General features: G+C 72.9%; 12 protein-coding genes and 1 pseudogene. 8 read left to right on the top strand and 5 right to left on the bottom strand.

Going from position 1 to position 13,511, the window contains the following annotated elements:
- Positions 1–27 precede the first annotated feature (27 nt).
- The 4 genes from FL583_RS09800 to FL583_RS09785 all read left to right on the top strand — a co-directional run bounded on the left by FL583_RS09800 (position 28) and on the right by FL583_RS09785 (position 2,727).
- Positions 28–333 carry a hypothetical protein gene (locus FL583_RS09800; protein WP_142704233.1) on the top strand — a complete coding sequence of 102 codons (306 nt, stop codon included), beginning with the start codon at positions 28–30 and terminating at the stop codon, positions 331–333.
- Between the two features lie 51 nt (positions 334–384).
- The gene (locus tag FL583_RS09795) at positions 385–1,245 is read left to right on the top strand and encodes a DUF8175 domain-containg protein (RefSeq protein WP_142704232.1); all 861 of its coding nucleotides are present in this window, start codon (positions 385–387) and stop codon (positions 1,243–1,245) included.
- A 94-nt stretch (positions 1,246–1,339) separates the two neighbouring features.
- On the top strand, positions 1,340–2,236 hold the full coding sequence (locus FL583_RS09790) for an amidohydrolase family protein (protein ID WP_142704231.1): 897 nt from the start codon (positions 1,340–1,342) through the stop codon (positions 2,234–2,236).
- Positions 2,233–2,727 carry a cysteine dioxygenase gene (locus FL583_RS09785; protein WP_142704230.1) on the top strand — a complete coding sequence of 165 codons (495 nt, stop codon included), beginning with the start codon at positions 2,233–2,235 and terminating at the stop codon, positions 2,725–2,727. The genes FL583_RS09790 and FL583_RS09785 overlap by 4 nt, the downstream gene beginning before the upstream one ends.
- On the opposite strand, the gene FL583_RS09780 is transcribed toward FL583_RS09785, so the two are convergent.
- Positions 2,691–4,889, bottom strand: coding sequence for an ATP-binding protein (locus tag FL583_RS09780; RefSeq protein ID WP_205751979.1), 2,199 nt, complete (start codon positions 4,887–4,889; stop codon positions 2,691–2,693). The genes FL583_RS09785 and FL583_RS09780 overlap by 37 nt on opposite strands.
- A gap of 92 nt (positions 4,890–4,981) precedes the next feature.
- Here FL583_RS09780 and FL583_RS09775 point away from each other — a divergent pair, with 92 nt between their 5' ends.
- Both FL583_RS09775 and FL583_RS09770 read left to right on the top strand, forming a co-directional pair.
- On the top strand, positions 4,982–5,875 hold the full coding sequence (locus tag FL583_RS09775) for a CE1 family esterase (protein WP_142704229.1): 894 nt from the start codon (positions 4,982–4,984) through the stop codon (positions 5,873–5,875).
- A gap of 30 nt (positions 5,876–5,905) precedes the next feature.
- Positions 5,906–6,754: a phosphatidylinositol-specific phospholipase C/glycerophosphodiester phosphodiesterase family protein gene (locus FL583_RS09770; RefSeq protein ID WP_142704228.1), complete on the top strand. Its 849-nt coding sequence runs from the start codon at positions 5,906–5,908 to the stop codon at positions 6,752–6,754.
- Positions 6,755–6,824: 70 nt separating this feature from the next.
- On the opposite strand, the pseudogene FL583_RS41585 reads toward FL583_RS09770, so the two are convergent.
- Positions 6,825–7,285: pseudogene (locus FL583_RS41585) on the bottom strand (helix-turn-helix domain-containing protein); the annotation flags it as partial.
- Between the two features lie 218 nt (positions 7,286–7,503).
- Complete coding sequence (locus FL583_RS09765; RefSeq protein ID WP_142704227.1) at positions 7,504–8,145, bottom strand: FMN-dependent NADH-azoreductase; 642 nt, start codon at positions 8,143–8,145, stop codon at positions 7,504–7,506.
- 119 nt (positions 8,146–8,264) lie between these two features.
- Here FL583_RS09765 and FL583_RS09760 point away from each other — a divergent pair, with 119 nt between their 5' ends.
- On the top strand, positions 8,265–9,251 hold the full coding sequence (locus FL583_RS09760; protein WP_205751978.1) for an alpha/beta hydrolase: 987 nt from the start codon (positions 8,265–8,267) through the stop codon (positions 9,249–9,251).
- Positions 9,252–9,287: 36 nt separating this feature from the next.
- Here FL583_RS09760 and FL583_RS09755 read toward each other — a convergent pair whose 3' ends face one another.
- Positions 9,288–10,271: a DUF5937 family protein gene (locus FL583_RS09755; RefSeq protein ID WP_142704226.1), complete on the bottom strand. Its 984-nt coding sequence runs from the start codon at positions 10,269–10,271 to the stop codon at positions 9,288–9,290.
- Between the two features lie 65 nt (positions 10,272–10,336).
- Here FL583_RS09755 and FL583_RS09750 point away from each other — a divergent pair, with 65 nt between their 5' ends.
- Complete coding sequence (locus tag FL583_RS09750) at positions 10,337–11,578, top strand: MFS transporter (protein ID WP_142704225.1); 1,242 nt, start codon at positions 10,337–10,339, stop codon at positions 11,576–11,578.
- Here the strand turns inward: FL583_RS09750 and FL583_RS09745 are convergent.
- Positions 11,575–13,413 carry a serine hydrolase domain-containing protein gene (locus tag FL583_RS09745; protein WP_142704224.1) on the bottom strand — a complete coding sequence of 613 codons (1,839 nt, stop codon included), beginning with the start codon at positions 13,411–13,413 and terminating at the stop codon, positions 11,575–11,577. The two genes, FL583_RS09750 and FL583_RS09745, sit on opposite strands and share 4 nt — an antisense overlap.
- Between the last annotated feature and the right edge of the window lie 98 nt (positions 13,414–13,511).

The raw sequence follows: 13,511 nt of genomic DNA, 5'->3' as shown, positions 1-13,511 counted from the left end.
GCTCCCGTACGGCGCTTCCCTGAAATCATGATCAACACCGATGAAGCCGTCCTGAACCCGCGAATCGTCCGGATCGCCACGGCCGACGATCCGCACGCGGTCGAGAGCCACCACGCGCGGTCGGTGTCGCCCGGCGAGATGATCGCGGGCACGCTCGTCGGCCGCCGCGAGGACGGCTCGACCGAGCGGGTCGAGGCGTTCGTCCGGGTCTGTGGCGGTCCGCACGGCACGAACGAGTTCACGATCGACCTCGGCAACGGCAAGCCGCTGAGCGTCCCGGCCGAGCCCCAGGTCGAGGAGTGGCTCCGGAGTCAGCCGCTGACCTGGGCGTGACAGCTGCGCTACCGTGCGGTGCTGTGAGTCCGCTGTGGACCAGGGAGACCGATGAGCACACCGCACGGCGGCCCGCACTTACCCCCGCCGAGCCAGTACCCACCCGGGCCCTCCCACCCGCCGGGGCCCTCCCACCTGCCGAGGCCCTCCCACCTGCCGGGGCCTTACGCTCCGCCCGCCTGGACGCAGCCCGCGGGCGCGCCGCGGCGGTCGCGGACCCCGATCGTGCTCGGCGTCCTCGGCGTCGTCGCGGTCGTGCTGGTCTGCGTGCTCGGCGGGGCCACGGCCGCGCTGCTGGTGACCCGGAACTCCGGCAGCGGCCCGGAGTACGCCTTCCCGAGCGCGAGCCCGGGCGACGACGGCCCCACCGGCCCGCTGCCGACCGCGACCCCCACCGCCGCGCCGTCCGGCGTCACCTGGGAGGTCGTCCACGGTGACGACGTCCCGACGTCGAAGACCGACGGGCCCGCGCACGTCGACGCCCAGCAGGTGGCCAGCGGCTACTCGCGGACGCCGACCGGCGCGCTGATCGCCACGGCCCAGATCGGGACCCGCGCCGGCTGGGTCGACCAGCCCGAGGCCGCGAAGAAGACCGTGCAGACCCAGATGATCCCCGGCGAAGACCGGGACCTGTTCCTCGGCAATCTGCGGACCCACACCCGCCGGCTGGACGTGCGGAAGAGGGCCCAGATCGCCGGCTTCCGCTTCGTCTCCTACTCGCCCGGTCAGGCCGTGATCGAGCTCGCCTACCGATCGATCTCCGCGGACGTCGCCAGCTATATGGGGCTCACCCTCACCGTGCGGTGGGTGGCGGGCGACTGGCGGCTCGTCGCCCCGCCCGGCGGTAGCTGGAACACGCTGCGCCAGCTGAACGTCGACCCGGGTGACTTCACCCGGTGGGGCCGTTCGTAACACTGTTACGAGCCGGCGACGAGCCTTGACAGCCGCTCAGGTTAACCGGTTCACTGAAGCGGTTAACCCAGTGAGCAGGTAGGAAACTGGCGGAATGCGCATCGATGTTCACCAGCACCTCTGGCCCGAACCGCTGCTCGCTGCCCTCCGCGCCCGGAACACCCCACCCCACCTCGACGGTTGGACGCTCCACACGGCCAGCGCGCCGCCCTACGCGGTGAACCCGGCCGACCACGACGTGGCCGTCCGTACCGCGCTGCTCGACGCCGACGGGCTCGACCGCGCGTTGATCTCGCTCTCCAGCCCGCTCGGCATCGAGTGGCTCCCGGACGCCACCCCGCTCCTCGACGCCTACCACGAGGGCGTCACCGCGCTACCCGGGCGCTTCGGCGCCTGGGCTGCGGCCGGCCTGCACACGATCGACCCCACCCCGCTCGAGCGCGCGCTAGACGCGGGCTGCGTCGGCCTGCAGCTCCCGGCCGACGCGCTCCTCGACCCGGCCGGCTACGCGCGCTGCGCCCCGCTGCTCGCGGTCCTCGAGCGGCGGGACGCGCCGCTGTTCGTCCACCCCGGCCCGCACCCGGCCCCGCCGGACGGCGCGCCCGGCTGGTGGCCCGCGCTGAGCCCCTACGTCCACCAGATGCACGACGCCTGGCACGCGTTCGTCGCGTTCGGCCGGGCCGCGCACCCGAACCTCCGGGTCTGCTTCGCGTTGCTCGCCGGCCTCGGCCCGCTGCACGGCGAGCGCCTCGCGGCCCGCGGCGGTCCGGCTCGCCGCCAGATCGACATGGACGCCTTCGTCGAGACGTCGTCCTACGGTCCCCGGGCGGTGGACGCGATCACCCGCGTGCTCGGCGTCGACCTGGTCGTTCTCGGGTCCGACCGGCCGTACGCCACCGTGCCCGACTTCGGCCTGGGCGAGGCGTTCGACCAGGCGGCCGGCGTGTCGAACCCGGAACGGCTGCTCTACGGAAAGAAGGGAAGACCGTGACCATCGACGCTTTACCCGCTCGCGACCTGGGGAAGCACGAGCTGCGCGAGCTCGTCGACGAGCTCGCGCGCCACCCGGAGCGCTGGCAGGAGCAGGTGGCGTTCTCCGACACCGAGCGGCACTACGTCTCCCTCTACCGCGACGACCACGTGGACGTCTGGCTGCTCTGCTGGACCCCGCAGAACGACACCGGCTGGCACGACCACGACATCTCGTCCGGCGCGGTCGCGGTCGTCCAGGGCGCGGTGCACGAGAACAACCCGCGGATCGGCGGCCACCACGTCGACGTCGTCGTGAAGGCCGGGGAGTCGTTCTGCTTCGGCCCCGACCACATCCATCGGATGACCGGCGCGGACGCCGAGAGCGTCTCGATCCACGCGTACTCCCCGCCGCTCTGGCGGCTGGGCACCTACCTCATCACCGACGACGGCGTGATGCGCCGGACGTCGGTGAGCTACGCCGACGAACTGCGCCCGCTCGACGCCGCCTGAGCCAGCCGGGCCGGTGGGCGGGGCGCCGGATCGTCGCCGGCCGGGAGCGTGAACCAGAACCGGGTGCCGCCGCCCGGGTTGTCGGTCGCGCCGATCGCCCCGCCGTGCCGCTCGACGATGCGCTGGCAGATCGCCAGGCCGAGCCCGGTGCCGGGATAGCCCTCGGTCGGGTGCGCGCGGTGGAACCGGTCGAACACCCGCCCGTGCTCGCCGGCCGGGATGCCGATGCCCCGGTCGGAGATCTCGACCCGCGCCCAGGTCCCGCCCCGCTGCTCGGTCTCCAGCCGGGCGGTGACGTCGACCCGGGCCGGGCTGCCCGGCCGGGTGTACTTCAGCGCGTTGCCGATCAGGTTCTCGAGCACCTGCCGGACGAGCACCGGGTCGGCGTTCAGCGCGGGCAGCCGGCCGACGTAGACGTCGGGGAAGTAGCCGCCGGCCCGGGAGGCGTGCAGCCGGGCCGCCACCACCTCCTGGACCAGGTCCCCGAGCGGGAACGAGACCTGGTTGATCGCCGCGTCCCGGGCGCTGGTGTAGGTCAGCAGGTCGTCGATGAGCGTCCGCATCCGGGTCGCGGTCGCGCGGATCCGGCCGAGGTGCTCCAGCGCTTCGTCGTTACCCGCGACCTCGTCCTCCAGCAGCTCCGCGTATCCGACGACGGTCGTCAGCGGTGACTTGAGGTCGTGCGCGACCACCCCGGCGAAGCCCTGCAGCTCGGCCTCGTAGGCCCGCTCCTCGGTGACGTCGTGGAAGACCGCGACGGCGCCTCGCGAGCCGTCGGCCAGCGCGAGCGGGCGGGCGCTCACCGTGATCAGCGCGCCGCTGCGCCGCGCGGGGTTCCGCACGAGGATCTCGACGCCGTCGACGTCCTCGCCGTTCAGCGCCCGGACCAGCGGCATCTCGGCGACCGGCAACGGCTCGGAGCCGTCCGGGCGGAACAGGCCGTAGTGCTGCTGCCAGCGGTCGGGGCCGGACGAGTCCAGGGAGATCCCGAGCAGCTGCTTCGCCGCCGGGTTGTGCGCGAGGAAACGTCCGTCGGAGTCGACGACGCCGACGCCCTCGGTGATCGTGTGGAGCACGGTACCGAGCAGCTCGGCCTGTTCCCGGGCCTCCCGCTCGGTGTCCTGGAGCTCCCGGGTCGCGGCCTGGACCCGGCGCTCGGCCCGGCGGCGTCCGCTGGCCAGGATCGCGACCAGCGTCCCGGCCAGCAACGTCACGCCGAGCAGCGTCGCGGTGAGCGCGACCGCGAGCGACGGGCTGGCGCCGGGCAGCGCGGCCGACACCGCCCCGGTGCGCAGCTCCCAATGGCGCTGCGCGACCGAGATGTTCACGGTCCGGTGCAGGTCACGGCGGCCCGAGCGGTCGGCCGAGAGGCCCGCGACCGCGGTGTCCCGCCCGTCGGCGTTGCGCGCGGTGAGGCTGACGTCGACGAGGTTCTGGGCGACCCGGGACAGCGTCGCCTGCACGAAGTCCTGGCCGCGCAGCCCCATCATCACCCAGCCGCGGAAGCGCCCGTCCGGCCCGGTGACCGGCGCGGTGAGCACGAACGAGAACTGCCGCTGCGACGGCGGCAACTGCTGGTCGATGATCAGGTGGTAGGTGTCCGAGACGGCCACCGAGCCGCTGCGCCGGGACTCGGTCGTCGCCGCGTACGGCGCCGGCGCCTGGGTGATGTCGACGCCCGAGTAGCCGGCGTTGCGCTGGCCGTCGAGGCGGGTCGTGAGCACGCCGATCACGTGCGGTCCGTGGCCGTGCGGCCGGATGACCAGATCGGCCGCCCCTCTCCGGCGCCACTCGGCCTGGACCGCGGCCAGGTCGCTGTTCGCCACCGGGACGAGGTACACCACCGACGTCGCCCCGGACAGGCCCATCGGCCGCAGCGGCGCGGTCGTCCGGGCGAATCGGGCCGCGGTCACCTCGTCCATCGCACCGAGCGCGGCGGCCAGCGTCTGCACCTGGTCGCGGTAGCGGTCGATCTCGGTGCGCACGGCCGAGGACATCAGGTCGGTCCGGCCGTCCATCGCGCGCACGGCGGTCCGGTGGGAGGCGTCGCGCAGGAGGGAACCGACCGCGAGCGAGACGAGCGTGCCCGCGGTCAGGACCAGCGCGGTCAGCGCGGCGACGGACCACAGGCCGCGCCGGGACCTGCCGTTCTGAAGCCCCACCACGTCTCCTCATCGACCCGGCGGCGCCGAGCCTGACCGTTCTCGGACACTCGCTTACCGGGGTCTCAGCCGGGACGGGCCAGAATCCGGGCATGCGCGTCGTGGCGGTGGTTCTCGTCCTCCTGCTCGGTGCGGCCGGGTGCGACCGGGCCGCCGCGCGGCCCGCGGCTCCCGCGTCCACCTCGGTCGAGACCGTTCGCGTCGGAGACGTCGAGAGGACCTACCGTCTGCACGTACCGACGGCGGCCGTCGGCCGGACCGGCGCGCCGGTCGTGATCGTCCTGCACGGCGGAGGCGGCAACGGCGCTCAGGTCGAGAAGCAGACCGGCTTCAGCGACCTGGCCGACCGGGAGGGGTTCCTCGCCGTCTATCCGGACGGGTCCGGACGGACCCGGCTGCTGACCTGGAACGCGGGCACCTGCTGCGGGTACGCGCGGGATCGGGACGTCGACGACGTCGGGTTCCTGCGGGTGCTGATCGCGCAGTTCCCGGGCCGGCGGGTGTACGTGACCGGGTTCTCGAACGGCGCGATGCTGGCCTACCGGGCCGGCTGCGAGCTGGCCGACCAGGTCGGCGCGATCGCCCCGGTGTCGGGCGCGATGGATCTGCCGTCGTGCCGGCCGGCCCGCCCGCTGCCGGTCTACGCGATCCACGGCGACGCCGACCCGATCGTGCCGTACGACGGCGGGACGTCCTCGTCGCGGATCGCCAACCCGGCCGTGGCCGGGTCGCACCGCTCGGTGGCCTACGCGATGACGTCCTGGAGCCGGTTCGACGGGTGCTCCGGTTCGTCGACGTCGTTCCGCGGTGCCATCACGACCGTCCGGTACACCGGGTGCGCGGCCGACGTGCGCTTCGACACGGTCGTCGGTGGCGAACACGCCTGGCCCGGCGGGCGGTCGTCCCGCCCGGGCGCGGACCCGCCGACCACCGAATTGGACGCGACCGAGGCGATCTGGTCGTTCTTCGCGACCCACGGCGGTTAGCCGGAACGCGCGGCTGGTAATTCTTGGGCCATGTCATCGTTAGTGGCCGTCCTGGCCGGGCTGGGTGTCGTGGTGCTGGTGGCGATCGGCGTCGGCGTGGCCGCTCAGGTGCGGCACCGTCGCTGGGGTCCGATGACCGGTGGTCACGCGCACAACGACTACCGGCACCACCGTCCGCTGCTCGCCGCCCTCGATCAGGGGTTCACGAGCGTCGAGGTGGACATCTGGCCGCACCAGGACGCCGACGGAACCCCGACGTTGCTGGTCGGCCACGACGAGGCCGACCTGGAGCGGTGGCGGACGCTCCGCGGCCTGTACCTGGACCCGCTGGCCCGGCGGGTGGCGGCCCAGGGCCGGGTCCAGCCCGGCTACGACCGGCCGTTCCAGCTGCTGGTGGAGATCAAGAACGACCCGGAGTGGTGCTGGGAGCTGCTCGCGGCCGAGCTCGACGAGTACTCGTCGATGCTCACCCGGTTCGAGGGCGACGAGATCCACCCCGGCGCGGTGACCGTCGTCATCACCGGGAAGCCGCCGCGGGAGGCGCTGGCCGCCGCGCCGGTGCGGTACGCGGCCTGCGACGGGAGTTTGTCCGCGGTAGGGAGCGACCTGCCGGCGTCGCTGGTGCCGCTGTGCAGTGAGAAGTGGAGCTGGAAGTTCCAGTGGGACGGGCGCGGCGAGATGCCGGCCGAGGAGCGCGAGAAGCTCCGCGACTGGGTCGCGAAGGCGCACGCGGAGGGACGCACCGTCCGGTTCTGGGGCGTCCCGGCGCACTCCCGCAAGACCCGCAACGCGTTCTGGCGCGAGATGCGCGAGGCAAAGGTCGATTACCTCGGCACCGACGACCTCGCCGCACTGCGCGCTTTCATGACTACGCGCTAGGTGTTCTGTCCCGTGAGGTTGGTGACGCGGGATGCGGGTGGCAGGCCGTCCAGGGAGGTGTGGCCGGTCACCGCCCGGCGGTGCGGTGCCCGCCGCCGTCGGGGATCCGGCCGAGTTTCTTGACGTCGACGTGGACGTCGACGTGGACGAGGTCGCCGGGCGCGTCGCGTGCGTAGTGGCGGACTCGAACGCCGGTGCCACGGTCGAGATGGACCAGGCGCGGAACGCGGTAGCGGGTCAGCGCCCGGTGGACCGTGGCCCCGTGGACCGTGGCCGGGTGGAGAACCGGGCGAGCGGCGATCCGGGCGGGCCTCAGGCGTGTGGTGACCCGGATCGTGACGATCCGCCGCTCGAAGGGCGGTCAGCGTGCGAGCCGGTGACCGGTGCGCACGACCGGACCGGTCGGTCATACCGGCCGCACCCCAACTGCCGGTAGCGGCCGGCCCAGCGGGCCGCGGTGGTGCGGGAGACCGGGAACCGGTCGGCGGTCCGCCGCAACGACCAACGATCATCGACGATGCAGTCCTGCATCCTGCTGCCGAAGCTCGATCTCCGCTCGTCACGGCAGCCGCACTCTCGTTCCCCGGCCGGGCTGTCGACCTGTAGAAAGCGGAGTGCGTCTTGCAGCGCGCAAGACTTCTCAAAAATGCTCGTTGGCGGGCAGGGCTAGCCAGCTCGCAGCGGCTCCCGAACCTACTGTCGCAAGAAGCAGGGCCGGCTGCGTGAGCGCGGCAGCGCTACGAGCGTCCCTACACAGTGGCGCCCAGTTCGGCGGCACGCTCCATCGCAGCGGTCAAGAGCGATTCGCTGTAGGGGATCTGAGGGGCCAGGTCGGGGATTCGTGGGGCTAGCGTCAGCTCGGTGGAGATCACGGTGACCTCCATGCCCAGCGCGGTGCCCAGGACGATCTGCAGCACCGGCGTGAGGTGGTCCCACCCGTGGGTCGGCGAACCCTCGACGTACGAGCCGCCCGCGCTGGTGACGACGACCGCCCGGCGCCCGGCCATCGGCTGGCTCGGCACGTCGTCGAACGTCAGCGTCGTGCCCGGGACGTGCACGTAGTCGATCCAGGTCTTCAGCGTCGACGCGAGCGAGTAGTTGTACATCGGCGCTCCGACCAGCAGGACGTCGGCCGCGAACAGTTCGTCGAGGATCAGCTGCTGGAGGGCCTCGTCCTGCGGCTCGACGGTCTCGTCGGGGCGCCGTAGGCGCGGAGCCCAGTGCAGGGCCGGTGTCGACAGCCGGGGGAGCGGCTCGGTGTGCAGGTCGCGGTAGGTGATCGTGTGGTCGTCCCCGCGGGACGCCCAGGACTTCGCGAACGCGGCGGTGATCGCCCGGGAGCGGGAACCGGTCAGATCGGCGGACGAGTCGAGGTGCAACAGGTGGGGCATTTTGTGTCCTCCGCGCTGGGGATGTGCCCTCCGGTTATAACCTGACTCGATACTGCCAGGGAGTAATGGCGAAGTCCTCCGGCCGCTCCCTACACTGAGCCGCCGACCGAGGAGGCCCGGTGTTGCGGTTACGTGTGCTGCTGTCGATGGTGGTTGCTGCGGTGCTGCTGGGCGGCGGTCTGTCCGCGGTTCCCGCGTCCGCCGACGCCGGAGGCCTGTCCAACGGGGTGGCCGACGACGGCGCCCGGGTCGTCAGCGAGCAGTTCGTGGAGTGGCAGAAGCTCGACATCACGATCGACTCGCCGGCCATGAAGGGCCGGACGCCGGTCCGTCTGCTGCTGCCGAAGGACTACTTCACCCAGCCGAACACCAAGTGGCCGACGCTGTACCTGCTGCACGGGTGCTGCGAACCTCAGGACTACAAGTCGTGGACCGCGTTCACCGACGTCTACGACTTCTTCTACGACAAGAACGTGCTGGTCGTGATGCCGAGCGACGGGCTGGCCGGCTATTACAGCGACCCGCTGCGCGGTGGGGGTCCGAAGTACGAGACGTACCACATCACCGAGTTGCAGCAGATCATCGAGCGCGGTTACCGCGGGTCGAGCGCCCGCGCGATCGCGGGCCTGTCGGTCGGCGGGTTCGGGGCGTTCTCCTACGCGGCCCGGCACCCGGGGATGTTCAAGGCCGCCGCCTCCTACAGCGGGCTGCTCGACACGCTGACACTCGGCGCGCCGACCGCGGTCGAGTGGATGCGCAACCAGGCCGGCGAGGCGCGGTACTCGCTCTGGGGCGACCCGATCCTGAACCGGGGGACCTGGGCCGCCCACAACCCGGCGAGCCAGTTGGCCGGGCTGCGGGGGACGAAGCTCTACGTCTCGTGCGGTGACGGCCGGGCCGCCGACCTGGACCAGAACGACAACTTCGTCTGGCAGGAGACCGCCGCTCTGCTGACGACGCAGAGCTTCCTGACCAAGGCGCGGCTGGCCGGGTTGTCGCCGACCGTGCGCCTGTACGGAAAGGGCACGCACACCTGGCCGTACTGGCAGCGGGAGTTCAAGAACTCCTGGCCGCTCCTGGCCGGCGCTCTGGGCGTCCCCGCCTGACTGCGGGCCCAGCCCGCGTCGGTTCCGATCCCTCGTTCATTCGGCGCCGGCCAGCAGGGCCTCGGCCAGGGGCGTACGTCGATAGAGGACGGAGCGGCCGGAGCGGGCCCGGTCGACCAGACCGGCCCGGCGCAGGACCGCCAGGTGGTCGCCGACGGCACCCAGCGCCAGGCCGAGCCCGTGCGCGAGCTGGGTGGTGCTCGCCGGTTCGTCCAGCGCGGTGAGCAGCTGGGCGCGCGAGCGTCCGAGTAGGTCACCGAGGGCCTCGGGCGACGGTGGCGCGTGGTGCCAGAGCGCCGCGCTGCCGCGCGTCGGATAGACCAGCGCCCGCGGCCACGGATCGTCGGTGTGCACCGCGACGCCCGGCCAGACGAACACCGACGGCACCAGCAGCAGTCCTCGCCCATCTGCGGTGACGACCTGCCGGCCGCCGCTGCGGCGGACGATCTCCAGACCGCCGTCCTTCCAGCGGACCTGGCGGTGGAGGTCCTCGAAAGCGGCCGCCCAGCCGGCTCGGCCCAGCCGCCCGGCGCGATGGAGGACGTCGCGTTCGCAGATCGCGCGCAGCCGGAGCCATTCCGGGGCCAGCAGCTCGCGCCAGGCCCGGTCGAGCGTCCGGGCCAGCCGGTCCTGGACGTCGTCGGCGCCGAGGACGGCGAGCACCGCGGGGGCGCGCGCCGGACGCCGGGCCAGGCACTCCTCGATGTCGGCCCGGACGGCGTCGGGCGGGGCGGCGCGGACCGCTTCGAGCTCGTCGTCCCAGGTCTGCGCGAGCGTCCGGGGCGGTGGGGCGAGGAAGTTCGCGCCCCGGTGGGCCGACTGCAGGGCCAGGATCGCCGGGAGGTCGGTCTCGGCGAGCAGCCGCCGGTAGACCGGCCGGGCCCGCGCGGCCAGCCCGGTCGGCAGGCGCACCCGCGACAGCCCGGACAGCGCCCGGAGCAGGCCGTCCAGCTCGAACGTCGGCGACAGCGCGAACCGGCTCCGGAGCAGGTCGTCGGCGGTCAGCTCGATCCGGATCACGGCTCGACGTTACGTCGGACGGCGAAACAATTGGGAGCCTGCGGGGAGCGGCCGAGACTGGGAGCGTGGCCACCCGGACCGATCGTGCGACCTATCGCGAGGTGCTCGCGCAGCCCGCGTTCCGGACGTTGTTCCTCACCCGGACGCTCGGGATCGCGGCCGACACGCTGCGGATGGTGGCGCTCTCGACGCTGGTGTTCGCCAGCACCGGGTCGCCGTTGCTGGCCGCGGTGACGTTCGGGATCGGGTTCGTGCCGCAGGCGATCGGGGCGGTCGGGTTCGGGGCGCTGGCCGATCGGTATCCGGCCCGGGCGTTGGTGGTGGGTGGGTTTCTCGTCGAGGCCGCGGCGGCCGGGGTGATCGCGTTCGGGCATCCGCCGGTCGCGGCGACGTTGGCGCTCGTGGGGGGCGTCGCGCTGTTCACTCCGGTGGCTACCGGGGCCGGGAATCGGCTGATCGCCGAGGTCCTGGAGGGCGATGCGTACGTTCTCGGGCGCTCGCTGGCCACGGTCGCGTCGTCGGCCGCCCAGCTGTTGGGCCTGGCCGCCGGCGCCGCCGCCGTCGCGGTGCTCAGCCCGCAGGGCGCCTTGTACGTCACGGCCGCTTGCCACCTGGTAGCGGCGGCCTGGTCCTGGCACGGCCTCCGCCCCGCCACCGCCGCGCCCGGCGGCCCCGCCCCCGTCGGCCCCGCCCCCGTCGGCCCCGCCCCCGTCGGCTCCGGCGGCGCGCGGGCGACCAGTTGGGCGGGGGCCAGGGCGCTGCTCGGGGATCGCCGGGTCCGGGTGCTGATGCTGGCGCAGTGGCTCCCGCCGGCCGTGGGCACCGGCGGCGAGGCGCTCCTCATCCCGTACGCCGAGGTGCGGCACTTCCCGACCGGCTCCGGCGGACTCCTCCTCGCCTGTTCCCCGATCGGCATGATGATCGGCGACATCGTCGTCGCCCGCCTCGTCGCCCCGCCCGTCCGCGAGCGCCTCGTGCTCCCGCTCGTGGCCCTGCTCGGCGTCCCGCTGCTCGTGTTCGCGATCGAGCCACCGCTCCCGCTCGCCGCCGCCCTGCTGCTGCTCACCGGCGGCGGCTACGCCGCCTCGCTCGGCCTCCAGCGCCGCTTCCTCGACGCCGTCCCCGAGGACCGTCGCGGCCAGGCCTTCGGCCTGCTCTCGGCCGGCCTGATGACGTTCCAGGGCCTCGGCCCGGCCCTCTTCGGCCTGATCACGCAGACGACGACGGTGGCGCTCGCGATCAGCATCGCGGGCGCCACCGCCGTCCTACTGGCCATCGCCCTGCGACGACCCCTGCACTCCGTCTAGTTGAACTGCCAGCCGATCAGGTTCCAGGTCCAGCAGAACCAGGCCAGCGCGGCCAGCCCGCCGAGCAGCAGCACCTGGTGCACCCGGGCCACCACCCCGGCCCCGGCCCCGCGCCAGCCCCACACCGTCGTCCCGAGCGCCCCGGCGGCCAGCCCCAGCGCCAGCACCGGCAGCAGCAGGATCAGCTCGAACACCAGCGGCGGCCCGTACAGGTAGTCGCTGACGTCCCCGAACAGAGCCAACGCCAACGAGATCAGGAAACCCAGCCCGACCAGCGCCGACCCGGCCGCCAGCCCCCGCGACACCCGCCACCGCGCACTGCCCCGCGTCCGTTTGCGCAGCCTCCGTACGAGCCCGCTCACCGGCACCACCAGCGCGGACAGCGCCAGCACCGCGAAGGCCAGCAGCACCCCGAGGTTGAACGGCAACGTGGACGGCGTACCCAGCCGCTCGAACGTCGGCCCGTCGGTACCCACGTACCGCACCCCGTCCCGCTCGAACGCAACCAGGTGATCGTCGTCGTCGACGTACAGACCGCGGCCGGCCGGCGTCCACGTCTTGTTCCGGAAGCGGACCGACCCGTCGTCCCGCACCGTCAGACGGCCGGTGTTGAGGAGCGTGAGGATCTTCTCGACGCCGGAGGCGTTGCGCCGCGTCGCGGCGTAGAACCCCGGCTCCGGGGCGGCGGTCGACGGACCGGTCACCGGCGGGTTGGACCCGGGCGCGAACCGGTCGACGAAACCGTTCAGCACGTCGCCGAAGCTCTCGCCGCCTTCGATCGAGTTCAGCGACAGGAACACCCCGAGGTGGCAGTCCGGGATCATCACCAGCACGCTGAGGAAGCCTTCCCAGCCGCCGTCGTGCATCAGGATCCGGTGGCCGTTCCAGGTCTTGTTCATGAAGCCGAGCGCGTAGCCGCCGAGCCGCGGGTCGGCCGCGAACGTCTTCGCGTGCAGGGTCGCGGCCGCCTCCGGCGAGAGGATGCCCCGGCCCTGGTTGAGCTGCGCGCTCAGGAACCTGGCCATGTCGTCGGCGGTCGCGGTGATCGACCCGTCCGGGGTCATCGGGTCGAACTCGAACGGCACCCGCTGGTGGTCGGCGTAGCTCACCGCCCGGTCGGCGACGATCGAGGCCGGCCCCGGCTCGGACGCGGTCGTGTGGGTCATCCCGAGCGGATCCAGGATGTGCTTCTGGACGTACCGGTCGTACGGCTCCCCGCTGACCTGGGTGACGACGTACCCGGCCAGCGCGGCCCCGTAGTTCGAGTACGCCGACACCACGCCCGGTGGCCGGATCCGGGCCGGGATGTGGTGGGCCAGGTACTCGCCGAGCGGAGGCACGTCCTCGGCCGTCCGCGCCCCGGTCCCCATGATCTGGTCCTGGAACCCCGCGGTGTGCGTCAGGAGGTTCCGCAGCGTGATCGGCTTCGGGTAGGTCCTGGGGATCCGGAACGTCTTCAGGTAGGTGTTCACGTCCGCGTCGAGGTCGAGGCGGCCCGCCTCGACCTGCTGCATCACCGCTGTCGCGGTGAACAACTTGGTGATCGACGCGATGCGGACGCCGGACGTCGCCGGGTCCATCGGCACGTCCTTCTCGACGTCGGCCCGGCCGAAGCCGCGGCGGTAGATCGTCCGGTCGCCGGAGACCACCGAGACGACGGCGCCCGGGGTGCCGGCCTTCTTCAGCCCGGCGGGCACCGAGTGGTCCAGGTAGTCGGCGACCGCGGTGGCCGTGGCCGGCGTGCAGGTGGGGGCGGCGGCCTGTGCGGGTACCGCCGCGAGCACGCCGGTGCCGACGGCGGCCGTGAGGACGAGGCCTGCGAGCTTCGCGAACATGGTGTGTCTCCTTGCGTCGTCGCGGTCGGGACACAGCGTCGCGAGGTCCGGGGTGGACACACATCGCCGCGCGGTCGCCGCTCACCCTCGACGAAAGT

It is taken from the genome of Cryptosporangium phraense (genome assembly GCF_006912135.1).
In the GTDB taxonomy this organism is placed as follows: domain Bacteria; phylum Actinomycetota; class Actinomycetes; order Mycobacteriales; family Cryptosporangiaceae; genus Cryptosporangium; species Cryptosporangium phraense.
The sequence above is the reverse complement of the archived record's forward strand: the minus strand, read 5'-3'. Positions and strand labels throughout refer to the sequence as shown.